Consider the following 24,404-nt stretch of genomic DNA (forward strand, 5'->3'; position numbering starts at 1 on the left):
GGCCCATGATCCGGTCCGCTCAGAACACATCCGGGCACCACGGCCGCCGGCCCGCCCGGAACACCGCGTCCGCCGTCGTCGCCGCGCCCGCCCGCAGCTCCTCGGCCCGGCCCAGGTCCACCAGCCGCCGCACGGACTCGTCGCCCAGATACAGCGTGGACAACTCCCCCACCCCCAGGGCCAGATCGGCGCTCCGGGTGGTCGGCGTACAGCGCGCGCCGGAGGGCGAGGCGTCCAGCAGGAAGCGGCCGCCGGCCAGGCCCGCCTCGTCCCGCACCTCCAGGACGAGCGAGGCCTCGGTGCCGTAGGTCCGGGCCTCCAGGGCGCGCGGCACATCCAGCATCCGCAGCCACAGCCAGTCCGTGGCGGTGACGATCCGGGCCGCGCGCGGGTCGGGGAGCAGCAGCGGGAGCAGGTCGTCGGGTCCGCGGTAGCCCGAGCGGACGGTGGTGATCCAGTCGACCGAGCAGAGGTAGTGCCACAGGGCCCGCTCGGCCGCCGGGTTCGCCGCGATCAGGTCCCGTACGGAGGCGGTGTTCAGGGGCTGCTTGGAGTCGCCCCACTTGTCGTCCACCCCGTACACCAGCAGGCCGTCGACCGTGCCGTCGGCGGCGCGGTGCACCACGTAGAACGGCTCGGTCCAGGTCTCGTGGGCCGCGCGGGGCGCGACGCCCGTACGGGTCCGCCACCAGCGCTCGCCACGGCCGACGACGCCGGGCTGCCGGGCCGCCAGCGCCGCGTGCACCTCGGGGCCGGTCTTGCGGACCTCCGCGCCGTCGACCATCTCGACCCGGCCGCCGCCCGCCGGCTGCCCGGAGCGGCGCGGGTCGAGCCCGGCGCGGGGCACGGAGACCTCCCACTCGGCGGCCCAGGCGGCGGGGCCGAAGCCGTACCGCCCGTAGATCGGGTACTCCGCGGCGATCAGCGAGGCGACCGCCTCGCCGCGCTCCTTGGCCGCCGCCAGGTCCGTCGCCATCATCCGGCTGAGCAGCCCGCGGCGGCGGTGCGTGGGCGTCACCGTGACCCCGGTGATCGCGTCGGCCGTCACGGTGGCCCCGCCGACCACGGTCAGCTGCTGGGCGAACGAGCGGAACGTCGCCACGCAGCGCCCGGCGTCGAAGACGCCCTGCATACGGGAGAGGTCCGTGTCGCCGAACCGGTCGGCGACCAGTTCCTCGCCCGGCTTCTCGGCGGCGGGGGTCAGGAAGCCGGTGCCCACCGCCTTCATCCAGTCGGCGATCTCGGAACGGGTGACGGGGCGGACATCAAGGCTCATCGTCCCACGCTAGGCGGGCGCGCCTCAGAATGTCGCGCGAATTTCGCCGACCTCCGCCGCCCCGCCGAGCAGCGGCGAACGCCCGATCCGGGCGACCACCGGGGCGTCCACGCCCAGCAGTTCCAGGGCCCGGGCCAGCACCGGTCCCAGCGCCCGGGTGGCGCCGTCGTCGATCTTGAAGGCGAGGGCCCGGCCGTCGGCCAGGGCCACCGCCTGGACCGCCTCGGCGCCCATCTTGGAGAGCGCCCCGGGCACCTCGCTCATCAGCCAGGTGTCCGGCCGCCGGGTGCCCGCGACGTACTCCGGGTGGGCGCGCATCGCGTCCGCGACCCGGCGTTCGGCGCTGCCGGGCTCCGCCAGCACGAAGGACCGGAAGGCGCGGGCCAGACCGGTCAGCCCGATCGCCATCAGCGGGGCCCCGCAGCCGTCCGTGCCGACCGCCGCGACGGGCTCGCCCGCCGCCTCGGCGACGACCTGGCCCACGAGCCGCTGGAGCGGGTGGGCGGGGTCGAGGTAGGTCGTGGTGTCCCAGCCGTTGCGGACGCAGACGGCGAGCATGGCCGCGTGCTTGCCGGAGCAGTTCATCGTGATCCGCTCGCGTACGTTCCCGCCCGCGAGGTAGGTCTCCGCCTCCACCGGGTCCAGCGGCAGGTCCGGCGGGGTCTGCAGGTCGGCGGTGGTCAGCCCGTGCTCGGCGAGCATCTTCCGTACGAGATCGAGGTGGAAGGGCTCCCCGGAGTGGCTCGCGGCGGCCAGTGCCAGCCGTTCGCCCGACAGGTCGAGGCCGGCCCGCAGGATCGCGGCGGCCTGCATCGGCTTGTTGGAGGACCGGGGGAAGACCGGCGCCGCCGGATCGCCGATCGCCCGCTCCACGCTGCCGTCGGCGGCCAGCAGGACCAGCGACCCCCGGTGGTGGCCCTCCGTGAACCCGGAGCGCACGACCTCGGCCAGGACGGGCGGGGCGGGGGCCGGGGCGGTGGATATGGCGGACGGGGCGTCGGTCGACGTCATGGTGGCCTTCCGGGGACGGGGGTGCGGGACCCGCGCCCGGAAGGATCGCTTCAGGCGAGCAGGTCGTCTACTTGTGCTTCACCGTCACGGTACCTGCGGGCGATCTCCGCGCTGCAATCGTCGGCGGTGCGCTGGAGCTCGTGACGGCGGCGCGAGACCTGCTGTTCGTAGCGGACGAGCCGCCCCATCGCGGTGTGCAGTTCCTCGTCCGTCCGGGCGTCCAGATCGGACAGCTCGACCTCGGCGAGGGTCTCGGCGGCCAGCCGCCGGAACTCGTCGCCGCGCGGCGTCGTCAGCGTGACGTGCCGGGCGGAGGAGCGGTGCCGGGACGGGGTGTCGGCCAGGATCTCCGAGAGCCGGCTCACCACCGCCGCGTCCTCCACCGGCGCCTCCGGGTCCCGGCGGCGGGCCAGTTCGGCGCGCAGGATGTCGATCCGCCCCTGCACGAGCCGGCGTACGTAACCGATGTCGGCCTCGTCGCGCTGGGCGTCCCGGCGCAGCGTCCGCAGCTCCGGCAGCCGCAGCCCGCCGAAGCCCGCGTCGCCCCCGGAGCCGCCGGAGGCGCCGGACTGCTCGGGCACGGTGGCGGGCCCGGACACGGGCGGCTGGGCGGGCGGCGGCAGCGGCGCGGGGCCCTGCCCTGGCAGACTGCGCTGTACGGGTGACCGCAGGGTGCTGGTGCGGTGACGTGCGCCCGGTACGGCACCGGGAGATTGTCCGGTTCCATATGTACTCATGCTGTTCCGTCCCCTCGACCGGTGCGTCGGCACACCGACATCGTGCATCGTGCCACTCCGCACGGTGCCGATGCAGGTGCTCTGTACCCGTTCAGCCCAAGATAGGTTGGTCTGTATGCGTGCAGTGGTACAGAGAGTGGACGGCGCGAGCGTCTCCGTCGCCGGTGCGACGGACGACCCCTCGGCCCACGGAATCGTCGGGGAGATCGTCGGCGAGGGCCTGTGTGTGCTGGTCGGGGTGACCCATGACGACACCCCCGAGAAGGCGGCGCAGCTGGCCCGCAAGCTCTGGTCGGTGCGCATCCTGGACGGCGAGAAGTCCTGTTCCGACGTGGATGCACCCCTCCTGGTGATTTCTCAGTTCACTCTCTACGGGGACGCCCGCAAGGGCCGCCGGCCCACCTGGAACGCCGCCGCGCCGGGCGAGGTCGCCGAGCCGCTGGTGGACGAGGTGGTGGCGCAGCTGCGGGCGCTGGGCGCGCACGTGGAGACGGGCCGGTTCGGAGCGGACATGCGGGTCTCGCTCACGAATCACGGCCCGTTCACGGTGATCATCGAGGTGTAGCCGTACGCCGCGCGGAGCGGAGCGGTTACGGCTCGACGACCGTCTCCTGGGCGGCCGCGGTGTCCCCGGCGATCAGCTCCGCGTCGACGGCCACGTTCCGCTTGACCAGGGCCAGGGCGATCGGGCCCAGCTCGTGGTGGCGGGCCGAGGTGGTGATGAAGCCGAGCTGGCGGCCCTCCTGGCCGTCGGCGGCCAGCCGCACCGGCGTCCCGTGTCCGGGCAGGTGCACCTCGCTGCCGTCCAGGTGCAGGAAGACGAGCCGGCGCGGCGGCTTCCCCAGGTTGTGGACGCGGGCCACGGTCTCCTGGCCCCGGTAGCAGCCCTTCTGGAGGTGGACGGCGGTGCCGATCCAGCCCAGCTCGTGCGGAATGGTCCGGTGGTCGGTCTCGAAGCCGACGCGCGGCCGGTGCCCCTCGACGCGCAGCGCCTCGTACGCCAGGATCCCGGCGGCGGGCCCGTGGGCGGCGGCGAACGCCTCCAGCTCCGGGCGCGGCAGGAACAGGTCGCGGCCCTGCGGGGTCTCCCGTACGGCGACTCCGTCCGGGAGCTCCGCGATGGAGCCGGCCGGGAGGTGGACGACCGCGAGGTCGGCGGTGCGGTCGGCGACCTCGACCCGGTAGAAGAACTTCATCGACTCCAGGTAGGCGATCAGGTCGGCCTGGGTGTCGGGTTCGACGTGCATCCACACCGTCGTACCGTCGTCCACCAGGTACATCGCGTGCTCGATGTGACCGTTGGCGGAGAGGATCAGCGCTTCGGTCGCCTGGTGCGGGGCGAGGTCGCTGACGTGCTGGGTGAGCAGCAGGTGCAGCCAGCTCAGCCGGTCGTCGCCGGTGACGGTGACGACGCCCCGGTGCGAGAGGTCGACGAAGCCGTTGCCGTCGGCGAGGGCGCGTTGCTCGCGGAACAGGTCGCCGTAGTGCGCGGCGACACCTTCGTCGCGGCCTTCGGCGGGGACGGCGCCGGGCAGGGACAGCAGGGGGCTCTTCATGCGCCCAGCCTACGACTTGGCGGAGGCTTCCTCCGCTGCCCTCTCGGCGGCCGTGCACGAGGCGCAGCGGCCGAAGATCGCGAAGTGCTTCATATCGGTCTCGAAGCCGAAGTCGCCGCGGAGCTTCTCGGTGAACTCGGCGACGACGGAGAGGTCCGCCTCGATGACGTCCTGGCAGTCCCGGCAGACCAGGTGGATGTGGTGGTGGCGGTCGGCCAGGTGGTACGTGGGGGCGCCGTGCCCCAGATGGGCGTGGCTGACCAGCCCGAGCTCCTCCAGGAGCTCCAGGGTCCGGTACACCGTGGAGATGTTCACGCCGGACGCGGTCCTGCGCACCTCGCACAGGATGTCGTCCGGCGTCGCGTGCTCCAGGGCGTCGACCGCCTCCAGGACGAGCTGACGCTGGGGCGTCAGCCGGTAGCCGCGCTGCCGAAGATCGGTCTTCCAGTCGGTGCTCACCACACGCCCAGTCTAGGGCGTGCGGTCAAACACCCGCGGCGGCTCTGCTCGCGCTGCTCGCTCTGCCTGCTCTACTTGAAGAACGCGATGCCGTCGTCCGGCATGTCCTCGAGGTTCCGGGCCATCTCGGCGACCTCTTCGGGGGTGACGACCTTCTTCAGGTGCGCCGACATGTACGGGCGCAGCTCGACCTCGGGCGTCGCCTTCTCGCCGACCCACATCAGGTCGCTCTTGACGTACCCGTAGAGCCGCTTGCCACCGCTGTACGGGCCGGAGGCCGCCGTACGGGCCACCGCGTCGGTGACCAGGTCGATCTGCGGCTTCTGGTCGGCCAGCTCGCCGTACCAGATCTCGATGACGCCCTGGTCGCGGGCCATGACGACCTCGACCTTGCGGTCCTTGTCGATGCGCCAGTAGCCGGTCTCCGTCTCCAGGGGCCGGACCTGCTTGCCCTCTTCGTCCAGGACCCAGGTGTGGGAGACGTACTCCAGGAAGTCGCGGCCGTCGTGGCTGAAGGTGACTTCCTGGCCGAAGTTGCACTTCTCGGCGCCGGGGAAGTCGGACACGCCCGCGCCCGCCCAGTTGCCGAGGAGGAAGGCCAGCGGGACGAGGTCCGGGTGGAGGTCGGACGGAATCTCGATCATGAGCGGCTCAGACGATCTGTGAGGGTACGAGGGGTGGGCGGGAACCGTGGGACGGCGAGGGTCAGCGCTGGCCCTGGTACAGCTTCTTCACGGTGATCGCGGCGAAGGCGGTGACGCCGACGCAGACCAGGATCAGCAGGGCGGTGAAGAATGCCTCAAGCACAGGGAGCTCCTCGTGACGAGCGGGTGGCGGCGGTGACAGGGCCGGGCCCCCAGCCTAATGGGTGGGGGCCCGGCCTTCTCGTCCAGGTGCCGGCCGCGGGGGCGCGGCACGGGTCTCAGGCGAGCAGCTGATTCTGCAGGATCAGCGTCTGCTGGAAGGGGATGCGGCCCGTCTCCCGCTTTCCGGCGCGCTCGTGCACGACGAGGGCGACGGTGTCGCCCGCCAGGGTGTACGCCTGCCGGACGTGCTCGGCGCCGAAGGGCGCCTGCTCGGCGAAGACGAACGAGGAGACGTTCTCGACGTTGTCGGCCGAGCTCCAGCTGCCGTCGAGCTCGGTGGTGTCCGTACGGTCCAGCGGCGTACCGGCCGAGGCGCCCACGTGCAGATCGTCGAGCAGACGGCTCGCGAACGCCGTGGAGTTGAACCGCACCAGATAGATCCGGGACGTGGTGCCGTCCGGCATGGTCCAGCCGCGGGCCGCGATGTGGCGCGGCGCGGCGTCCCGGAGGAGCTGGGCCACCGACGCGCGGTCCTGCTGCCGGTAGGCGTCGAGGAACGTCTCCGTGGAGATCCAGCCGCCGGTCAGCTTCTTGTCCGGCGCCGCTCCGGCGGGGGCCGGCAGCAGCAGGTCGCGCAGGTCGGCGTGGTGGATCTCGGCCGGGTTGCCGGCCGAGAACGGCCGGGGCGAACCGGCCGGGAGCGCGGGCAGCGACAGCTCCGGATAGTCCCAGCGGCCGTCGTCCTCGGTGGCGAGCCCGGGTACGTCGGTCCGCTCCAGGGAGGCGATCCCGAAGGCCGTACCGGTGCCGAGCACCCCGAACGCCAGCGCGGCGGCCGTCCACCGCGCGACGGCCCGCAGCACCCGCCGGGGCGGCTTCGGCGACGCGTCGGGGCCGGGCGGAACCTCGGGCGTGCCGGGCGGAACCTCGGGCATCGCGGGGACCGCGGCCGGTGCGGGCGCCTCCACTGCCTCGGGGGTCACCGCCGCCTCGGGGGTCACCGTCTGGTCGCTCATATGTACTCCCCCGGGGAGGTGATGTGGTCGAGCTGGTCCTTCACCAGGTCCCGGACGGCGGACGGGCTGAACGGCTTGCTGCCGTTGGCCTCGACGCTCACCGAGACCTCACCGTCGTAGGCGATGCAGCTGACGCCGTCGAGGGTGTTCTTGTCGCCCTTCGGCAGCCGGTAGCAGGTCGCCTTCTTGTGGCCGTCGATCGACGGGCCCTTGCGGAAGACGTCGAAGGAGTCCAGCAGCTTCTTGCGGTCCAGGTACGTCTGGCGCACGGCCCGCTTGTCCCGCATCTTCACGATCTGGACGTTCACGACGAGGTCGTTCTCGGCCGAGGTGTACGAGCGCTGCGCCACCCCCTGGATACGGAGCCGCTCGACCAGCTTGTTCAGCTCGCGGCGGTCCTTGCCGGCCAGCCCGCGCCCCATCTCCTTCATCGCGGCGGTGGCCTTCGCACCGCTCGTCTCGCTGTCGTTGCCGATCTCGCCGATGTCCGGGCCGAGCCGGTACCCCTCGGGGACCGGCAGCAGAAGCCTGGTCAGCTCGGTGTCGTGGCGGCCCCGGGACGGGTCGCCCGCAGGGTCCTTGCCGGTGGGCGCGTGGTCGTCGTCCCAGACGGCCGTGGTGACCTTGCGGTCGGCGGTGTCCACGGTGGCATCGGTGTACGCGGCCGCCCCGCCGATCGCCGCGAGCACCAGGCCGACCGGCAGCGCGGTCAGCAGCACCCGGCGCGCCCGGCGGCCGGGGGCGGGAGCGGTGCCGGGGACGGCGGGGTCGGGGACGGCGGCCGGGACGGCGGGGTCGGGGGCAGGGTTCGTCTCGTCGTTCACAGCCGCTCCAGCTGTCGCTCGGCCAGCGTCCGGATGTCCTTCTTGCTGATCGGGACGGTGTCGAAGATGTTGATGTCGAGCGCGATGTCACCGCGCACGGCCAGCGCCCTGGCCCGGTAGGAGGGGAGGTAGCCCGCCTCGCGCTCGACCGGGTAGAGGAAGTAGCGGCCCTCACGGCTGCCCTTGATCGGGTCCCCCACGTTGTCCGCGCCGCCCATGTCGCCGGGCATGTACATCATCTGTTCGCTGAAGTGGTCCGCCGCGCCGAGCAGGTCTCCGGACCGGAACTGGATCAGCTCGACCGTGGTCTCCCGGTACTTCCCCTGCGTCCACGAGGCCGAGGCCACCCGGCGCAGATCCGCCGCGGCCAGCGTCTCGAACATGTACTGCGGGTCGTCGTAATAGCCCTGCACGTACGCGTCGATCGGCTCCCAGCCGTCGTCGAGACCCAGCTCGTCGGCGAAAGACTTCTTCGCGCCCTTGGGCCGGTCGACGAGCAGCTTGCGCAGGTCGCCGTCCGTCCTGACCCGGCGGTCCTGGGCCGCGGGCAGCGGGGCCGGGGCCCGGCCGGCGGCCGCCGGCTTCGCCGGATAGCCGATACCGGGCTGCGACAGGGCGGCCAGCGGCGTCGGCTCCCGCTCCGCCTGGACGCCGTAGCCCACGGCGACCCCGGCGGAGATCCCGAGCAGCGCCGCCGCCGCGATGATCAGCGTCGTACGGCCACGCGGCCGGCGTCGTACGGGCACGTCCACCGGAACGGGCGGGGCCGGGACGGCCGGGGCCGGCGGCTCGGCCTGCGCGGGCGGGGCCGGCACGGGTGCGGGCCCCTCCGGCGCGGCAGGAATGGTGTCGTTCGGTTCCAAAAGGGTCCCCCCAAAAGACCTGAAGCGCGGTTTCCCTTACCTGCGCGCACAAGTGACCCTCAGGTCAGCAAGGAGGTTGCCTTCCGGACGATTACAGTTCGGCATATGCCGAAGAAGCTTGTGATCAAGGTGACCGCCGGGCCCGAGGCCGCCGAGCGCTGCTCGCAGGCCTTCACCGTGGCGGCCGTGGGTGTCGCCAGCGGTGTCGAGGTCTCGCTCTGGCTGACCGGGGAGTCCTCGTGGTTCGCGCTGCCGGGCCGGGCCGCGGAGTTCGAACTGCCGCACGCCGCCCCGCTGCCCGACCTGCTGGACTCGATCCTGGCGGGCGGCCGCATCACCCTGTGCACCCAGTGCGCGGCCCGGCGCGACATCACGGAGAAGGACGTGCTGGAGGGCGTGCGCATCGCGGGCGCGCAGGTCTTCGTGCAGGAGGCCGTGGCCGACGACACCCAGGCGCTCGTCTACTGACGGCTCAGCGGCGCTTCTTGCCGTCCAGCTCGTCCCACCACTCGTCGGACTTCGGGTCCCCGGAGGGGTCGTCCCACCAACGGTCCTCCGGGCCCCGCCGGTTGGCGATCATCGCGGCGACCGGCGGGATCACCATGGCGACCACGCACATGCCGATCGCGACCGGCATGGACCACAGGCGCACCACGGCCCAGGCGGACACGAAGAGCGCGATGCATCCGCCCATCATGAGGAAGTAGTTCCGCCTGCGTCGGGCGTACATGCTTCCAGCGTAGGACTCCGCGCGCCGGACGGCACGAAGGGCCGCACCCCGCGTCAGGTGGCGTCCAACCCCCTGGGGTGCGGCCCTTCGGCCGTTCTGGGTGCCGTGGAAAACGGCGTACCGCGGATCCCGCGAAGGATCAGACGGCGATGGCGACCTCGGAGAGGCCGCCGGTCTGCGCGACGACCGTGCGGTCGGCGCTGCCGCCCGGAACCAGGGCGCGGAGCGTCCAGGTGCCCTCGGCCGCGTAGAACCGGAACTGTCCGGTCGCCGAGGTCGGGACCTCGGCGGTGAACTCACCGGTCGAGTCCAGCAGCCGCACGTAACCGGTGACGGGCTCGCCGTCGCGGGTCACGCTGCCCTGGATGGTGGTCTCACCGGGCTTGATCGTCGAAGCGTCGGGGCCACCGGCCTGTGCTCCACACATGGTTCTGTCCTTCTGGTCGGGTCGTGCGGGTCGGTCGGGTTACTTGGCGGGGCCGAGCTCGATCGGCACGCCGACGAGGGAGCCGTACTCGGTCCAGGAACCGTCGTAGTTCTTGACGTTCTCGACACCGAGAAGCTCGTGCAGGACGAACCAGGTGAGCGCGGAACGCTCACCGATGCGGCAGAGAGCGATGGTGTCCTTCGACAGGTCGACCTGCTCGTCCTCGTAGAGGGCCTTGAGCTCGTCGTCCGACTTGAAGGTGCCGTCGTCGTTGGCGTTCTTCGACCACGGGATGTTGCGCGAGCTGGGCACGTGGCCGGGGCGCTGCGACTGCTCCTGCGGGAGGTGGGCCGGGGCGAGCAGCTTGCCGCTGAACTCGTCGGGCGACCGCACGTCCACGATGTTCTTGTTGCCGATGGCCTTGACGACGTCGTCGCGGTAGGCGCGGATCGACTCGTCCTGCGGCTTGGCCGTGTACTGGGTGGCCGGGCGGGCGGGAACGACGTCGGTCAGGTCGCGGGAGTCGAGCTCCCACTTCTTGCGGCCGCCGTCGAGGAGCTTGACGTTCTCGTGGCCGTACAGCTTGAAGTACCAGTACGCGTAGGAGGCGAACCAGTTGTTGTTGCCGCCGTAGAGGACGACCAGCGTGTCGTTGCCGATGCCCTTCTCGCTGAGCAGCTTCTCGAAGCCGGCCTGGTCGACGAAGTCACGGCGGACCGGGTCCTGGAGGTCCTTGGTCCAGTCGATCCGGATCGCGTTCTTGATGTGGTTCTTCTCGTACGCCGAGGTGTCCTCGTCCACCTCGACGATGGCGACCTGCGGGTCGTCGATGTGGGCCTCGACCCAGTCGGCGTCTACCAGGACGTCGCTGCGGCTCATGTTGTTCTCCTCCGGGGCAGTCTGCGGCGGGGTGGTGCGAAATGCGGAGTTGCGAGGTGCGGGTGTACGCGCGGAGGCACGGAACGCGGCGCGTACGGGGCACGGCGCCGGCCCTGACGACGGTCGAAGGGCCGGGGGACGCGGGACGGGTGCGAACGCCCCGCTCAGAAGGTGCGACAGAGCATGGCGGCGACGCGGCACAGGTCTACTGCCCGCCGCTTCGTGAGATCCGCCTGTCGCTTCATGGGTCCGATCGTAGGGAGGTACGGACGGAGATGTCACCGTCGTGTCGCATGATGAGACACGATCATCCGTGATGCGAGACGGAGAAGGGGCCGTCGGACCCTCCGTCCGGCCCCGGGCCGCTCCGAGCCTTCCCCGCATCTGCGGACCGGACGCGGGCGTCTCACTATCCGGATCGGCGGGTCGGCAGAGGGCCGCCGGGAGCGGTCGGACCCCGGTGACCGGCGCGTACGGCCCCCGGCGATCCGTGCGTGCGGCCCGGTCAGCCGGTCAGCCGGTCAGGGCGACGTCCGAGCCGGTCACCGAGATCTCCAGGCCCTTCTCCGTCACCTTGACCTCGCGGAGCTCCAGGCCCTTCGGCAGCCCGTCGATGTCACCCTCGAAGTCGGTCTTCTTGCGGATCAGGTCCTCGACGCCGGGAAGCCCTTCGCCGGGCACCTTGTCCGCGCGCACCTTGATCGTGTGGCCGTCGACGCGGGTCACGGTGGACAGCACGCTGCGCGAGATCGGGCGGCCCAGGACCTCGACCGTGCCGGTGACCTTCGCCTTGCCGTTGCCGCCGTACTCCACGACGACGCCGTCGCTGGCCGCCGCCGTCAGATCCTCGTAACTGACGAGCGCGGTGCCGGTGGCGCGGGCGGCCGTGGCGCTCCGGTAGCCGGAGCCGAGCTTCACGTCGTGCAGCTCGGCCCGGACCTCGCTGACCCGCATCGCACGGCCGGCCGCGCTGGTCTCCATGCCGGTGAGGCTGACGTCGACCCGGTCGAGCTGCGAACCGGCGAGCTGGGTGAGGAAGGGGAAACCCTTGATCGAGATCTCCGTCGTGGCGGGGCCGCCCCCGCTGATCGTGACCCGGTCCTCCGCCTCGGACTCGGCGAACCAGACGGCAGCGCGGTCGACGGCGATGAAGAGGCCGCCGAGCACCACCACCAGGACCAGCAGTATTCGCAGTGCGCGCATGTGTCGTTTCCCCACCCTGTGCCGATCGGTCCCCCTGGCGCCCGTGAGCCTACTGCCGCAGGAACAGGAGCGGGCGCCCTGGATGATCGACGAGCGACGGCCCCTCATCGGTTCCCGAGGGGCCGTCAGCAGCCTCGGCCGTACAGCTGTCAGCGACCGCCGTCCGCCGTCAGAGCACGGCGCGGCCGACCAGGTACACGACCGGGGTCGCCACGGTCAGCGGCAGCGCCACCCCGGCGGTCATGTGCACGAACCGGGACGGGTAGTCGTAGCTCGCCACCCGCAGTCCGATGAGCGCGGCCCCGCCCGCCGCGAGACCGAGCAGCGCGCCCTTCGCGCCGAAGTCCGTCAGCGCGCCGACCGCGATGCCCGCGCCGGCGCCCGCGAGCAGGGCCACCACGACGGAGGCCGCGCCGGGCAGCGGGAGGGCCCGGGCGAGCGTGGCCGCCGCGACGGCCACCCCGCCGACCGCCACCGCGTCCGGGAGCGCCGCGAGGTGTCCGCCGGCGAGCACCGCGAGGGACGCGGAGACGACGGTGGCCATCAGCCCGTACATCCGCTCGTCGGCCCCCGCGTGGCTGCGGAGCTGGAGCACCACGGTGAGCAGCACCCAGACGCCCAGGGTGCCAAGCAGCGCGGCGGGACCGTGCTCCCGGCCCGCCGCGAGCAGGACCACATCGGCGACGAGCCCGCCGGCGAAGGCGAGCGCGATGCCCTGGCGGGCCGGCCACATGCCGTTGAGCCGGAACCATCCGGCGGCCGTCACCGCCTGGAGGAGCACCACCGGGACGAGCAGGGCGTACGTCCCGATCGCCGCGCCGCCCGCGAGCAGCAGGCCCAGTACGGCGGTGAGCGCCGCGGGCTGCATCCCCGGCGCGATGATCGGCGAGCGCCCCTCGGCGCGGGCCCGCTGGGCGTCGGTGATCCGGGCGTTGCCCAGCGTCGTGGGCGCGCTGTAGCCGGTGTCACCGGGCCCCGGCTGCCCGGTCGCGGGCTCCGGGGCGGAGGGCGGGGCGGACGCCGCGGCCGGTGCGACGGGCGTGGCGGGTGTGGCCGGGACCTCGGGCGGCAGCGGGTAGGAGCCCGAGGCGCCCTGGGGCGGCAGATAGGCGGTGTCGGCCGCGGAGGGACGGTAGGGCTGCTGCTGGTGCTGGGGTTCCTGATACTGCGGTTCCCGGTATTGAGGCTCCTGGTGCTGCTGGTGCTGCTGGTACGGAGCGTGCGCCTGCGGCTGCTGCGGTGTCGCGTACGCGCCGGGCTGCTGCTGTCCGTACGGATCCGGCTGCCCGTAACCCTGCCCCTGCCCCTGCCCCTGCCCCTGCGCCCGGTGCGGGTCGTCCGGGCGGATCGTCGGCTGGTACTGCGTGTCCCAGGTCGGCGCCTGCCACGTCTGCGTCGCGCCCTGGTCGAAGGCGGCCGGATCCTGCGGCGCGGCGGGCCCGCCCGCCGTCCCGTCGGGCCAGTGCGGCGACGACGGCTGCGGCTGCTGCCGCTCGGGGTCGTACGGCGACGGGTACGGGTACTGCTGATCGCTGCTGCTCATGGCCTGCGGTTCACCCTCCTGCGAACGGCGGGAGCACCTCGACCGTGCCGCCCTCGGCAAGGCGTACGGTCTCATGCCCGCGGCTCCCGACGGGGTTCCCGTCGATGAGGAACGAGCACCGCCGGAGCACCTGGCTCAGCTCGCCGGGGTGCCGTCTCCGCACCGCGTCGAGCGCCTCGGCGAGGGTCGCCGCCGCGTACGGTTCCTCCGCGGTGCCCGCGGCGGCCTTCGCCGCAGCCCAGTAGCGGATCGTCCCCGCTGCCATGGCGCCACTCCTTCGGTCGGTTCGTCGGACGCCTCGTGCGTCAGCTCTCCATGATGGGTCACGCGGGCAGTGCGGCCGTCGCCCAGTCGGCGATCCGGGCCAGAAGGGCGTCGTCCGCCGCGTTCTCCGCGTGGCCCATCCCCCGCTCCAGCCACAGCTCCGCACCGCCGGGCCCGGCCGCCTCCGCCAGCATCCTCGGGTGGTCCAGCGGGAAGTACGGGTCGCGGTCGCCGTGCACCAGGAGCAGCGGGACCGGGGCGATGAGCGGGACCGCGGCGACCGGGGAGAGCGGGACGGGGTTCCACTCCTCGGTGGCGATGCGGGTACGGAATCCGTAGCGGCCGACGAGGCGGCCCGCGGGGCGGGTGACCACCCAGTGCAGCCGGCGCATCGGGGCCGTCCCCCGGTAGTACCAGCGGGCAGGAGCACTCACGGAGACCACCACGTCCGAGTGCGCCCCCGTGCGCCGCGTGCGCCCCTCGCGCTCCGGTACGCGAACGGGCGAATCCGCGTCCGGGGAATCGCCGATCGATCCGTCCGGGGAACCGGCCGGGGAATCCGCCGTATACAAAGCCCCGTGCCGGAGCACCACGGAGCCGCCCATCGAGAACCCGACCGTAACGATCCGGGTGTGTCCGAGCTCCCGCGCCCAGGCCACCGCGGCGGCCAGATCCAGCACCTCGCGGTCGCCCACGGTGGAGCGTCCGCCGGACCGCCCGTGGCCCCGGAACGAGAACGTGATCACGGCCGCACGCTGGGCGAACGCCCGCGCGGCCCGTCGTACGGCGGGGCGGTCGGCCGAACCGGTGAAGCCGTGCGCGACGACGATCGCGGGGGTCGTCGCGGGGTGCGCCCCGGCGGTCGCCGCCACCCCGTCGCGCGCCGCCGCGGAACCCGCCGTACACGGTTCGTACACCGCCTCGACCCGTACGCCGTCATCGGTCAGCAAGGTGGCGCAACGGGGCGGAGGCGTGAGCAAGGGAACAGAAGAACTCAGGAATCGACCCTCGGACACGGAACTCATGTGGGCTATTCTGCTGCGAAGAGGATCCGGGCAATGCAGCCCCCGGGTCCTTTTGTGCTTTACCGGCGTTGTTACGACGACGTTTCCACAAGCTCAGCGGTCCCAGGGCGCGGGACCGCACCGTAAAACCCGCATGACGCGGGGCGCAGGACGTACGAAGCAGTGCCGCATACTCCCCCGGGTCCGACCCGGGAGTGCCCCTCTCGCAGGGAACGAGGAGGACCGACGTAATGGGCGAGCGAACCGTGCAACACGATCGACCGAACCAGGCAGGTGGGCGGCGATGAGTTCACTGCTGCTTCTCACGAACGCACTCCAGCCGTCGACGGAGGTGCTCCCCGCCCTCGGTCTTCTGCTCCACAGCGTGCGGGTGGCCCCCGCCGAGGGCCCGGCCCTCGTGGACACCCCGGGCGCCGACGTGATCCTCGTCGACGGGCGCCGCGACCTCCCGCAGGTCCGCTCGCTCTGTCAGCTGCTGCGGTCCACCGGACCCGGCTGTCCGCTGATCCTCGTCGTCACCGAGGGCGGTCTCGCGGCCGTCACCGCCGACTGGGGCGTGGACGACGTGCTGCTGGACACGGCGGGGCCTGCGGAGGTCGAGGCCCGGCTGCGGCTGGCCATGGGCCGTCAGCAGATCACCTCCGACGACTCCCCGATGGAGATCCGCAACGGCGATCTCTCCGTCGACGAGGCGACGTACAGCGCGAAACTCAAGGGCCGGGTCCTGGACCTGACCTTCAAGGAATTCGAACTGCTGAAATACCTCGCCCAGCACCCGGGCCGGGTGTTCACCCGCGCCCAGCTCCTCCAGGAGGTCTGGGGCTACGACTACTTCGGCGGTACGCGGACGGTCGACGTCCACGTACGGCGGCTGCGCGCCAAGCTCGGCCCCGAGCACGAGTCTCTGATCGGCACCGTGCGCAACGTCGGCTACCGCTTCGTCACGCCGGAGAAGGTCGAGCGTGCCGCCGAGGAGGCGAAGGAGCGCGCGGGCGGGCGGCCGAAGGCCGACGACCCCGCCGCCCGGCCCGTCACCCGTTCGGAGCAGTCATCTTCGGCCACGGCGGAGGAAGAAGCCCCGGTGGAGGCTGCCAAGAGGTAGGTCCATCCGCGTAGACTGCGGCGCGTGGCCAAGGTGACGCGGGACGATGTGGCGAGACTGGCGGGGACGTCGACCGCGGTCGTCAGCTACGTCATCAACAACGGACCCCGGCCGGTCGCCCCGGCCACGCGCGAGCGGGTGCTCGCCGCGATCAAGGAGCTGGGTTACCGCCCCGACCGGGTCGCCCAGGCCATGGCCTCGCGCCGCACGGACCTCATAGGCATGATCGTCCCGGACGCCCGGCAGCCGTTCTTCGCGGAGATGGCGCACGCGGTCGAACAGGCCGCGGCCGAGCGCGGCAAGATGGTGCTCGTCGGCAATTCCGACTACCGCGACGAGCGAGAGGTCCACTACCTGCGGGCCTTCCTCGGCATGCGGGTCTCCGGGCTGATCCTGGTCAGCCAGGGCCCCAGCGAGCGCGCCGCCGCCGAGATCGAGGCCTGGGACGCCCGGGTCGTCCTGCTGCACGAGCGCCCCGAGGCGATCGACGACGTCGCCGTCGTCACCGACGACGTGGGCGGCGCCCAGCTCGCCACCCGGCATCTGCTGGAGCACGGCAACGCGTACGTGGCCTGCCTCGGCGGCACGGAGGAGACCCCGTCGGTCGGCGACCCGGTCGCCGACCACGTCGAGGGCTGGCGCCGGGCGATGCACGAGTCGGGCCGCTCCACGGAGGGCCGGCTCTTCCAGGCCCCGTACAACCGCTACGACGCCTATCAGGTGGCCCTCGGGCTGCTGGCGGGACCGGACCGGCCGCCGGCCATCTTCTGCGCCACCGACGACCAGGCCATCGGCGTGCTGCGGGCCGCCCGTGAGCTGCGCATCGACGTGCCGGGCGAGCTGGCGGTGGCCGGCTTCGACGACGTGAAGGAAGCGGGCCTCACCGATCCGCCGCTGACCACGGTCTACTCCGACCGGCCGGCGATGGCGCGGGCGGCGGTGGACCTGGTGCTGGACGACTCGCTCCGGGTCTCCGGATCGCGGCGCGAGCGGCTGAAGCAGTTCCCCTCCGCGCTGGTGGTCCGGCGCTCGTGCGGCTGCGGAGAGCCCTCGCCCTCCGCCTGAACCGCCTCCCGCTCCGGCTTCCCGCTTCGGCCTTTACAGCGGGCATACGCGGTTCTTCCGGGCTTCTCAGGACGTACTCAGGCCCCTCTCATGTTCGCTGGCCAGCCTGGTGCACATGACGGAGAACCTTCGCCCGAGCGGCGCGCACTCGACGGACCAGGACCCGACCGCGTACCCGTACGCCTCCTCCTACGGCACGACGCAGGACGGCACCACGGCGTACAGGCGGCGACGACCCGGTCGCGGCGCGGTCGCGTTCGCGGCGCCGGGATCGACCCGGCGTCGGCCACCAGGCGGTCATCTCGTCGCGGGCGTCGCGGAGGCGGTCTCGCCCGCGATCGTGGAGATCGGCGCGACCTCGTCGGCGGGCAAGTCCACCGGATCGGGCGTGGTGATCACCGAGGACGGCGAGATCGTCACCAACAACCACGTGATCTCGGGCGCGCAGCAGATCCAGGTCACCCTCTCCACCGGCAAGACGTACACCGCCGACGTCGTGGGCACCGACCCCGACAAGGACCTCGCGCTCATCAAGCTCCAGGGCGCGAGCGGGCTGAAGACGGCCACGCTCGGCGACTCCTCGCAGGTCAAGGTGGGCGACGAGGTCGTGGCGATCGGTTCGCCCGAGGGACTGACCGGCACCGTCACCAGCGGTATCGTCTCCGCGCTCGACCGGGACGTCACCGTCGCCAAGGACGACTCCGGCAGCTCCGGACAGGACCAGGGCCAGGGCAGGCAGGGCGGCGGTCAGCAGTGGCCGTTCGAGTTCGGCGGTCAGCAGTTCAACGGCGACACGGGCGAGGAGACCACCACGTACAAGGCGCTCCAGACCGACGCCTCGCTCAACCCCGGCAACTCCGGCGGTGCGCTGATCAACATGAACGGGGAGATCATCGGCATCAACTCCGCGATGTACGCGCCCAGTTCCTCGGCCTCGGGCAGCGGTTCCTCGGCGGGCAGCGTGGGCCTCGGCTTCGCGATCCCGGTGAACACGCTCAAGGCCGACCTGGACACCCTGCGCGCCGGGAACGGCTCCTGACCGTGCGAGGCTGAGAGCGCCCGCGCAGGGCGGACGGACCAGGCCGGCACGAGAAGAGGACGAGACAGCGATGAGCCCCGCCGAAGACGATCCCCAGCGCATCCTGATCGTCGACGACGAACCGGCCGTGCGCGAGGCGCTGCAGCGCAGCCTCGCCTTCGAGGGGTACGGCACCAAGGTCGCGGTCGACGGGTACGACGCCCTGGCGATGACCGAGGCCTACGCCCCCGACCTCATCGTCCTGGACATCCAGATGCCCCGGATGGACGGCCTCACCGCCGCCCGCCGCATCCGGGCCACCGGCTCCACCACGCCCATCCTCATGCTGACCGCCCGCGACACCGTCGGCGACCGGGTCACCGGCCTCGACGCGGGCGCGGACGACTACCTGGTCAAGCCGTTCGAGCTGGACGAGCTGTTCGCCCGGATCCGGGCCCTGCTGCGCCGCAGCTCGTACGCGGCGTCGGCGGCGGGCGCGGACGCCCCGGACGACGACGTCCTCTCCTTCGCCGATCTGCGCATGGACCTGGCCACCCGCGAGGTCACCCGGGGCGAGCGCCGGGTGGAGCTGACCCGTACCGAGTTCACGCTGCTGGAGATGTTCCTGTCCCACCCGCGCCAGGTGCTGACCCGGGAGCAGATCCTCAAGGCCGTCTGGGGCTTCGACTTCGAGCCGAGCTCCAACTCCCTGGACGTGTACGTGATGTACCTGCGCCGCAAGACGGAGGCGGGCGGCGAGCCGCGCCTCGTCCACACCGTGCGCGGGGTGGGCTACGCCCTGCGCACGGGCGGGGGCGGGGAGGCGTGAGCGGGTCGACGCCCGTCGCGGACGGGCGGGGGCGGCGGGGCCTGCATCTGCTGCGCCGGTTCCGGGCGCTGCCGCTGCGCTCCCGGCTGGCGCTGCTGGTGGCCACGGCAGTCGCGGTGGCGGTCGCGGCGGTGGCGGTGGCGTGCTGGTTCGTGACCCGGGAGCAATTGGAGGACCAGCTCGACGACTCGCTGCGCAGCGCGAAGATGGACAACGCTCCGATGCGCGATCTGCTGACCTCGTGCCTGAGCGGCGGACAGCTGCCCGCCCAGGAGTTCCCCGGCCAGTACACCGTGCAGATCGTCGCGGCGAACGGCGACTACTGCACGGCCCCGAACACGACGCCCGTCCCCGCCCAGCCCAGCGACATCGCGGTGGCGGCGGGGCGGAAGACCGACGCCCTGCACACGACGGAGAACGAGCGCGGGCAGGACATGCGGGTCTACACCCGCAAGCTGCCGCCGGTGGTCAGCTCCGGCCAGGCGAACAACGAGCTGGCGGTCTCGGTGGCCCGCCCGCTCAGCGAGATCGACGCACCGCTGTCCACGCTCGCCTGGGTGCTGGCCCTGGTCGGCGGCATCGGCGTCGTCGGCGCGGGCGCGGCCGGGCTGTGGGTGGCGCGGGCCGGGCTGCGGCCGGTGGACGAACTGACCGAGGCGGTCGAGCACGTGGCCCGTACCGAGGATCTGACCGTACGCATCCCGGTGGACGGCGAGGACGAGATCGCCCGGCTGTCGAACTCCTTCAACTCGATGACGGCCCAGCTCGCCTCGTCCCGCGACCGCCAGGCCCAGCTGATCGCGGACGCGGGCCATGAGCTGCGCACCCCGCTGACCTCGCTGCGGACGAACGTGGAGCTGCTGGCCCGCAGCGACGAGACGGGCCGGGTGATCCCGCCGGAGGACCGCAAGGCGCTGATGGCCTCGGTGAAGGCCCAGATGACGGAGCTGGCCGCGCTGATCGGCGACCTCCAGGAGCTGGCCCGCCCCGACGCGGCCGAGCCGGGACCGCTCCAGGTGGTGGCCCTGCACGAGATCACCCGCACCGCGCTGCGCCGGGCCCGGCTGCGCGGTCCGGAGCTGACGATCACCGACGACCTGGCTCCCTGGTACGTACGGGCCGAACCGGCCGCCCTGGAGCGGGCGATCGTCAACGTCCTGGACAACGCGGTGAAGTTCAGCCCGCCCGGCGCCACGATCGACGTGCGGCTGCACCGGGGCGAGCTGACCGTGCGGGACCGGGGCCCCGGCATCCCCGCCGAGGAACTCCCGCACGTCTTCGAGCGGTTCTGGCGCTCCCCGTCCGCCCGCCAGCTCCCCGGCTCCGGTCTGGGCCTGTCCATCGTGGCCCGTACGGTGCACCAGGCGGGCGGCGGGATCGCGCTGCGCCCGGCCCCGGACGGCGGCCCCGGGACCGTGGCGGCGCTGACGCTGCCGGGGGCGCCGACGCCGCCGCCGGGGCTGTGAGGACGACCGGGCTCAGCCCGTCGGGTTGTGCCGGATCAGCGACTCCACCAGACCGGACCGCTGGTTCGGGTAGTCCAGCGGCACGATGCCGAGCCCGGTCCACCCGGCGGTCTCGGAGCGCTCCAGGAAGGAGTGCACCTGCGGGTTGAGCCGGTCGGCGTTCCAGCGGGGCGGCATCAGGGCGGCGGTGGAGACGTAGTTCATGTAGAACTTTCCGGGCTGCTGCGCCGCCTTGCGGAACTGGGCCTCGATCTTGGGGTACTTGGCGAACGGCTCCGCCATGTAGTCGTCCTGGATGTCGAAGAGCGCCGGGTCCGCGTACCGCACCCCGGGCAGCCCGCCGTTGTCCGCGAGCAGCACCACCTTGCCCCGGGCCCCGCCGAGGTCGGGGAGGGTGGAGTCGAGGCGGAACAGGGGCCGCCAGCCCCGTACGTCCAGGTAGTCGTCGAAGACGGCCCGGAACGCGGCGTCGCTCTCGGAGGAGTACTCCTGCTTGACCCGCATCAGCACGGTCTCGGTCGGCCGGGCGGCCAGGAAGTTCCGGCAGAAGACCAGGACGTCGCCGAACATCATGTTCTGGAACGAGGCCCCGTGATGGATCGCGAACGAGCCGTCGGTGATCCGGCACCGTACGTCGAGGAAGCGGATGCCGCTCTCCAACTGCTGCCCGATCGTGGTGTTCTGGCACTCCGACCAGGGGCCGCCGAACCGGGCCCCCGAGTCGTGCGTGCCCGGGATCGTGAGCCGCTGGAGCGCGGTGGAGTCGGGCAGAGCGGCCATCCAGTCCTGGGTGCCGCGGACCGCCCGGGCGCCCTCGCGGGTGGCGGCGACGGCGGGTGCGGCGCCGACGACGGCGGTGGCGGAGACGGCGAGCGCCCCGGCCAGGAATCCCCTGCGGGTAGGCAGGTAGCCTCTACGGGTGGGCACGGACGGGGAGTTGGGCGTGCGCGCGGGAGAGGACATGCGGGGCGCCTCCAAGGGCCGTGGGGGGCTGGGCCCTTGGATTCTGTCGGGCACACGTCACCTCCGGAAGAGGGCGCACGCCTGACATGTCTCAGGCCGCGTGCTGGAAGGCCGCGTACGTCAGATAGCCCGTGTCGCCGCCCTGGAAGTACGTGGCCTCGTCCGCCGGCGCGATCGGCGCCCCGGTGCGCAGCCGCTCGACCAGGTCCGGGTTGGACAGATAGGCCCGGCCGAAGCTGATCAGGTCCGCCCCCAGACCCAGCCAGCGGTCGGCGTCGGCGCGCTCCACCTGCTTCGGGCTCATCGGCAGCGACGGGTTCATGATCAGCGTGCCGGGCCAGGCGCGGCGCAGGGCGACCAGCACCTCCTCGTCCGCGGTGCCCTCCAGGTGCACGTACGCCGGCTCCAGCCGCGCCAGCTCGGCCAGCAGCAGGGCGTACAGCTCCGGTACGTCGCTCTCCTCGACGCCCCAGAACGTGCCGCCCGGGGAGAGCCGGATGCCGGTCCTGGCCGCGCCCACCGCGTCCACGGTCGCCGCCGTCGCCTCCACGGCGAACCGCACCCGGTTGGCGAGCGACCCGCCGTACCGGTCGGTGCGGAGGTTGGCGTTGGTGGAGAGGAACTGGGAGATCAGATAGCCGTTCGCGCCGTGGAGTTCGACGCCGTCGAACCCGGCGTCGACGGCCCGGCGGGCGGCCGCCGCGTACGACGCGGCGTGCTCGGGCACCTCGGCGGTCTCCAGGGCGCGGGGCAGCGGCGCGGGCTGCGGTCCGGTCGGGGTGAACACATCGCCGACCGCCGCGACGGCGGAGGGTCCGACCGGCCGCAGCCCGGTGGTGTCCGGGTGCGAGACCCGGCCGCCGTGCATGATCTGGGCGAAGATCCGGCCGCCGTTCGCGTGCACGGCGGCGGTCACCGGCCGCCAGGAGGCGACCTGCTCGTCGGTGTACAGGCCGGGCGTGCCGGGGTTGGACTGCCCGACCGGGCTGGGCTGCACGCCCTCGCTCACGATGAGCCCGGCGGTGGCCCGCTGCGCGTAGTACGTGGCCATCGAGGGCGTCGCCAGCCCGCCGGAGGCCGCCCGGACGCGGGTCATCGGGGCCATCACGACCCGGTTGGGCAGCACCAGGTCACCGAGGCGGTGGCGGTCGAAGAGGCTCTGGTCCATGGCGCGAAGCTCCTGACTGAACTGAGCGGCCGTGCCGCTCCCGTAACGCCCGTTTCCCGGGCACAGCGCTACGCTAAAACCTGACATCAATGTGAGGGGCAAGGCGTGAGGGGCACAGCATGCGCATCGGAGAACTCGCGGCCGCGACGGGGGTCAGCGTCCGGTCGCTGCGGTACTACGAGGAGCAGCGGCTCCTGACCAGCACCCGCAGCCCGAGCGGCCAGCGGCACTACACGGACGCCGAGGTCGACCGGGTCCACTTCATCCAGCGCCTCTACGCCGCCGGCCTCTCCAGCCGCACCGTCAAGGAGCTGCTGCCCTGCGTCGACGCCCCCAGCGAGGAGTCCTCCGACGCGGCGATGGAGCGGATGGAGCAGGAGCGCGAGCGGCTCTCCGCCCACATCGACGACCTGCTCTCCACCCGGGACGCCCTGGACACCCTGATGGCCACCAACCGCGCCCACCGCCGCACCCTTGACCGCCCCGCCGGAAGTGGCCGGGACGGAAACGAGGCGAGTCTCCTTTCTTAACGGAAAACCGCGGAAGAATATATTCATCGCGACCGTCGCCGGAATTCCCGAGCCGCCACTTAAATCTTTTGCCGGAAATTGTGAACTGCCCTTACCCTGGGGCCACTTCACGGATCCCCCACACTCTCCTCGCATTCCGTATCCGAGAATGCGAAACGCAGAACGTGGAGCCCGGAATCCGCCGCAACGAAACGCGAGGAATACCTGTGCGACGCATGACCTCCACCCTCCTTTCCCTGGCCGCCGTACTGGCCGCCTCCACCCTCGCCGCACCGGCGGCCGGCGCCGCCCCGCGGACCGACCGGCCGGCCCCGGCATCCGGCGTACCGGCAGGCTGGGAGAGAGCGGGCGCGGACGACCTGGCCCACCTCGCCGGCGCCATCGGCAGCGGGGCCCGGGCGGACGAGACCACGAACCTGGCCCTCAAGTCGGTGCGCAACGGGAAGTTCGCCGCCGCCGAGATCAATGACGCCGCGCCGAACACCGGCGTACTGCGCGCCCGTTCGCCCTATCCCACCGGCGCGTGGGAGGGCTTCGCGTTCGAGTGGGACGAGGCCACCCAGACGTTCGCCCTGAAGTCCCTCGCGAACAACCTCTACGTGGCGGTCGAGAAGAACTTCACCGGCAACGCGAAGAACGCGCTGCGGGCCCGCTCGACGACGGCGGGCGGCTGGGAGCGGTTCGAGCTCTACCAGAACGAGGAACTGAACCTGTACGCACTCCGGTCCACCCTGAACGACCTCTTCGTCGCGATGGAGAACAGCTACACGGGCCCGCTCCAGTACACGCTGCGCGCCCGCTCCGCCGAAGTCACCGGCTCCTGGGAGCAGTTCGACCTGTACAGCATCGACGGCTGACCGCATCCGCCCCGGTCGAGTGGATATGGATCAACAAAGGTGATCTTGTCCACCTGTGTCATGACTTCGTAACAGGGCTCCCGGAGCACAACTCCACCGCGTCACGGCCTGTCCGACAGGGTGTGACTCACGCCACGTGGACGGGTGAGGATCCGGGCGCCCGACCAGGCGTCGCGCAGTGACCGACCGAGAAACCGGGGAACGACATGACCAACATCCGACGTGCGTCAGCCATCGGCGCCGCTGTCACCGCCACCGCCTGCGCCGCGGTCGCCCTCGCACCGGCCGCCGTCGCGGCGGAGCCGACGGCCCACCGTGCCACCGCGGCGACGAAGGCCGCCGCGGCCGCGACGTACAACGGCGCCTGTGGCGGCGGCTACTCCGTGGTGAACTCCGCGCAGATCGGCGCCCAGGGCACGGTATTCCTCACCTACAACTCCGCCACCGGCAAGAACTGCGTGGTGACCGTCCGGACCAAGCCCGGAAAGGCCGTGCACATGACGGCCTCGCTCGGCTTCGCCTCGCCCACCACGACGGTCACGGACACGGGGTACTACACCACGTACGCGGGACCGGTCTACCTCGACGCACGCGGCCTGTGCGTGACGTGGCGCGGTGAGATCGCCGGCGAGGTGGCCGGCAAGAACGGCACCAACTGCGGGTCGCTGGCCGCGAACCGGCACTGATCCGCACCGATCCGGAAGCGGCCCGTTGTGCGGTGTGCGCACACCGCACAACGGGCCTCGGACCGCCCGCCCGGTCCCCTGTTCCGGGCGGACGGCCGAAG

General features: G+C 72.3%; 29 protein-coding genes. 10 read left to right on the forward strand and 19 right to left on the reverse strand.

What is annotated here, in order from left to right; all coding sequences use genetic code 11:
* Window positions 1–19: 19 nt before the first annotated feature.
* Genes KV381_RS16540 through KV381_RS16550 form a run of 3 tightly spaced genes read right to left on the reverse strand, consistent with a single transcriptional unit; the run spans window position 20 to window position 3,024 of the window.
* On the reverse strand, window positions 20–1,276 hold the full coding sequence (locus KV381_RS16540; RefSeq protein WP_218785491.1) for a GNAT family N-acetyltransferase: 1,257 nt from the start codon (window positions 1,274–1,276) through the stop codon (window positions 20–22).
* Window positions 1,277–1,300: 24 nt separating this feature from the next.
* Window positions 1,301–2,287, reverse strand: a complete 987-nt coding sequence (locus KV381_RS16545) for an asparaginase (protein WP_218785494.1) — start codon at window positions 2,285–2,287, stop codon at window positions 1,301–1,303.
* A gap of 50 nt (window positions 2,288–2,337) precedes the next feature.
* Window positions 2,338–3,024 (reverse strand): hypothetical protein, encoded by a 687-nt coding sequence (locus KV381_RS16550; RefSeq protein WP_030078359.1) that lies wholly within the window; start codon window positions 3,022–3,024, stop codon window positions 2,338–2,340.
* A gap of 115 nt (window positions 3,025–3,139) precedes the next feature.
* Here KV381_RS16550 and dtd point away from each other — a divergent pair, with 115 nt between their 5' ends.
* Window positions 3,140–3,589: a D-aminoacyl-tRNA deacylase gene (dtd, locus tag KV381_RS16555; RefSeq protein WP_030078360.1), complete on the forward strand. Its 450-nt coding sequence runs from the start codon at window positions 3,140–3,142 to the stop codon at window positions 3,587–3,589.
* A gap of 25 nt (window positions 3,590–3,614) precedes the next feature.
* On the opposite strand, the gene KV381_RS16560 is transcribed toward dtd, so the two are convergent.
* The 6 genes from KV381_RS16560 to KV381_RS16585 form a co-directional block, all read right to left on the reverse strand.
* Entirely contained in the window at window positions 3,615–4,580 is a 966-nt protein-coding gene (locus KV381_RS16560; protein ID WP_218785496.1) for a folate-binding protein YgfZ, read from the reverse strand.
* 9 nt (window positions 4,581–4,589) lie between these two features.
* Window positions 4,590–5,042: a Fur family transcriptional regulator gene (locus KV381_RS16565; RefSeq protein WP_030625628.1), complete on the reverse strand. Its 453-nt coding sequence runs from the start codon at window positions 5,040–5,042 to the stop codon at window positions 4,590–4,592.
* A gap of 68 nt (window positions 5,043–5,110) precedes the next feature.
* Entirely contained in the window at window positions 5,111–5,683 is a 573-nt protein-coding gene (locus KV381_RS16570) for an FABP family protein (RefSeq protein WP_030078366.1), read from the reverse strand.
* Window positions 5,684–5,961: 278 nt separating this feature from the next.
* Window positions 5,962–6,861, reverse strand: a complete 900-nt coding sequence (locus KV381_RS16575; protein ID WP_218785498.1) for a hypothetical protein — start codon at window positions 6,859–6,861, stop codon at window positions 5,962–5,964.
* A complete protein-coding gene (locus KV381_RS16580; RefSeq protein WP_373461042.1) occupies window positions 6,858–7,685 on the reverse strand; it encodes a hypothetical protein in 828 nt (275 codons plus the stop codon). Before KV381_RS16580 ends, KV381_RS16575 begins: the two co-directional genes overlap by 4 nt.
* A complete protein-coding gene (locus KV381_RS16585) occupies window positions 7,682–8,500 on the reverse strand; it encodes a hypothetical protein (RefSeq protein ID WP_373461043.1) in 819 nt (272 codons plus the stop codon). Before KV381_RS16585 ends, KV381_RS16580 begins: the two co-directional genes overlap by 4 nt.
* A 153-nt stretch (window positions 8,501–8,653) precedes the next feature.
* On the opposite strand from KV381_RS16585, the gene KV381_RS16590 reads away from it, so the two are divergent.
* A complete protein-coding gene (locus tag KV381_RS16590) occupies window positions 8,654–9,016 on the forward strand; it encodes a DsrE family protein (RefSeq protein WP_030078375.1) in 363 nt (120 codons plus the stop codon).
* Window positions 9,017–9,020: 4 nt separating this feature from the next.
* Here the strand turns inward: KV381_RS16590 and KV381_RS16595 are convergent, their stop codons facing one another.
* The 8 genes from KV381_RS16595 to KV381_RS16625 all read right to left on the reverse strand — a co-directional run bounded on the left by KV381_RS16595 (window position 9,021) and on the right by KV381_RS16625 (window position 14,619).
* Complete coding sequence (locus tag KV381_RS16595; protein WP_030078377.1) at window positions 9,021–9,278, reverse strand: DUF3099 domain-containing protein; 258 nt, start codon at window positions 9,276–9,278, stop codon at window positions 9,021–9,023.
* A gap of 139 nt (window positions 9,279–9,417) precedes the next feature.
* Complete coding sequence (locus tag KV381_RS16600; RefSeq protein ID WP_003968135.1) at window positions 9,418–9,705, reverse strand: DUF1416 domain-containing protein; 288 nt, start codon at window positions 9,703–9,705, stop codon at window positions 9,418–9,420.
* A gap of 39 nt (window positions 9,706–9,744) precedes the next feature.
* Window positions 9,745–10,584, reverse strand: a complete 840-nt coding sequence (locus tag KV381_RS16605) for a sulfurtransferase (protein WP_103536608.1) — start codon at window positions 10,582–10,584, stop codon at window positions 9,745–9,747.
* Between the two features lie 164 nt (window positions 10,585–10,748).
* Window positions 10,749–10,829 (reverse strand): putative leader peptide, encoded by an 81-nt coding sequence (locus tag KV381_RS37085; RefSeq protein WP_350310325.1) that lies wholly within the window; start codon window positions 10,827–10,829, stop codon window positions 10,749–10,751.
* Window positions 10,830–11,097: 268 nt separating this feature from the next.
* Complete coding sequence (locus KV381_RS16610) at window positions 11,098–11,787, reverse strand: DUF2993 domain-containing protein (protein ID WP_218785500.1); 690 nt, start codon at window positions 11,785–11,787, stop codon at window positions 11,098–11,100.
* A 169-nt stretch (window positions 11,788–11,956) separates the two neighbouring features.
* Window positions 11,957–13,330, reverse strand: coding sequence for a hypothetical protein (locus KV381_RS16615; protein ID WP_218785502.1), 1,374 nt, complete (start codon window positions 13,328–13,330; stop codon window positions 11,957–11,959).
* A 10-nt stretch (window positions 13,331–13,340) separates the two neighbouring features.
* Complete coding sequence (locus tag KV381_RS16620; protein ID WP_030078385.1) at window positions 13,341–13,595, reverse strand: MoaD/ThiS family protein; 255 nt, start codon at window positions 13,593–13,595, stop codon at window positions 13,341–13,343.
* A gap of 58 nt (window positions 13,596–13,653) precedes the next feature.
* Entirely contained in the window at window positions 13,654–14,619 is a 966-nt protein-coding gene (locus KV381_RS16625) for an alpha/beta hydrolase (RefSeq protein ID WP_218785504.1), read from the reverse strand.
* A 283-nt stretch (window positions 14,620–14,902) separates the two neighbouring features.
* Here KV381_RS16625 and KV381_RS16630 point away from each other — a divergent pair, with 283 nt between their 5' ends.
* The 5 genes from KV381_RS16630 to KV381_RS16650 all read left to right on the forward strand — a co-directional run bounded on the left by KV381_RS16630 (window position 14,903) and on the right by KV381_RS16650 (window position 20,099).
* Window positions 14,903–15,721 carry a response regulator transcription factor gene (locus tag KV381_RS16630; RefSeq protein WP_103536943.1) on the forward strand — a complete coding sequence of 273 codons (819 nt, stop codon included), beginning with the start codon at window positions 14,903–14,905 and terminating at the stop codon, window positions 15,719–15,721.
* Window positions 15,722–15,745: 24 nt separating this feature from the next.
* Entirely contained in the window at window positions 15,746–16,786 is a 1,041-nt protein-coding gene (locus KV381_RS16635) for a LacI family DNA-binding transcriptional regulator (RefSeq protein ID WP_030078391.1), read from the forward strand.
* 115 nt (window positions 16,787–16,901) lie between these two features.
* Window positions 16,902–17,825 carry a S1C family serine protease gene (locus KV381_RS16640; RefSeq protein ID WP_218785506.1) on the forward strand — a complete coding sequence of 308 codons (924 nt, stop codon included), beginning with the start codon at window positions 16,902–16,904 and terminating at the stop codon, window positions 17,823–17,825.
* A gap of 70 nt (window positions 17,826–17,895) precedes the next feature.
* A complete protein-coding gene (locus KV381_RS16645) occupies window positions 17,896–18,633 on the forward strand; it encodes a response regulator transcription factor (RefSeq protein WP_218785508.1) in 738 nt (245 codons plus the stop codon).
* Window positions 18,630–20,099, forward strand: coding sequence for a cell wall metabolism sensor histidine kinase WalK (locus KV381_RS16650; RefSeq protein ID WP_218785510.1), 1,470 nt, complete (start codon window positions 18,630–18,632; stop codon window positions 20,097–20,099). Before KV381_RS16645 ends, KV381_RS16650 begins: the two co-directional genes overlap by 4 nt.
* 12 nt (window positions 20,100–20,111) lie before the next feature.
* On the opposite strand, the gene KV381_RS16655 is transcribed toward KV381_RS16650, so the two are convergent.
* Window positions 20,112–21,062 carry a phosphatidylinositol-specific phospholipase C gene (locus tag KV381_RS16655; protein WP_218785512.1) on the reverse strand — a complete coding sequence of 317 codons (951 nt, stop codon included), beginning with the start codon at window positions 21,060–21,062 and terminating at the stop codon, window positions 20,112–20,114.
* 91 nt (window positions 21,063–21,153) lie between these two features.
* Complete coding sequence (locus KV381_RS16660; RefSeq protein ID WP_218785514.1) at window positions 21,154–22,230, reverse strand: alkene reductase; 1,077 nt, start codon at window positions 22,228–22,230, stop codon at window positions 21,154–21,156.
* Between the two features lie 119 nt (window positions 22,231–22,349).
* On the opposite strand from KV381_RS16660, the gene KV381_RS16665 reads away from it, so the two are divergent.
* The 3 genes from KV381_RS16665 (at window position 22,350) to KV381_RS16675 (ending at window position 24,303) form a co-directional block, all read left to right on the forward strand.
* Window positions 22,350–22,760 carry a MerR family transcriptional regulator gene (locus KV381_RS16665; protein WP_030078403.1) on the forward strand — a complete coding sequence of 137 codons (411 nt, stop codon included), beginning with the start codon at window positions 22,350–22,352 and terminating at the stop codon, window positions 22,758–22,760.
* Window positions 22,761–22,975: 215 nt separating this feature from the next.
* Window positions 22,976–23,617 (forward strand): hypothetical protein, encoded by a 642-nt coding sequence (locus KV381_RS16670; RefSeq protein WP_218785516.1) that lies wholly within the window; start codon window positions 22,976–22,978, stop codon window positions 23,615–23,617.
* 206 nt (window positions 23,618–23,823) lie between these two features.
* On the forward strand, window positions 23,824–24,303 hold the full coding sequence (locus KV381_RS16675) for a spore-associated protein A (RefSeq protein ID WP_098025057.1): 480 nt from the start codon (window positions 23,824–23,826) through the stop codon (window positions 24,301–24,303).
* Window positions 24,304–24,404 lie beyond the last annotated feature (101 nt).

This window comes from Streptomyces sp. WY228 (genome assembly GCF_019287315.1).
Classification (GTDB): Bacteria; Actinomycetota; Actinomycetes; order Streptomycetales; family Streptomycetaceae; genus Streptomyces; species Streptomyces caviscabies.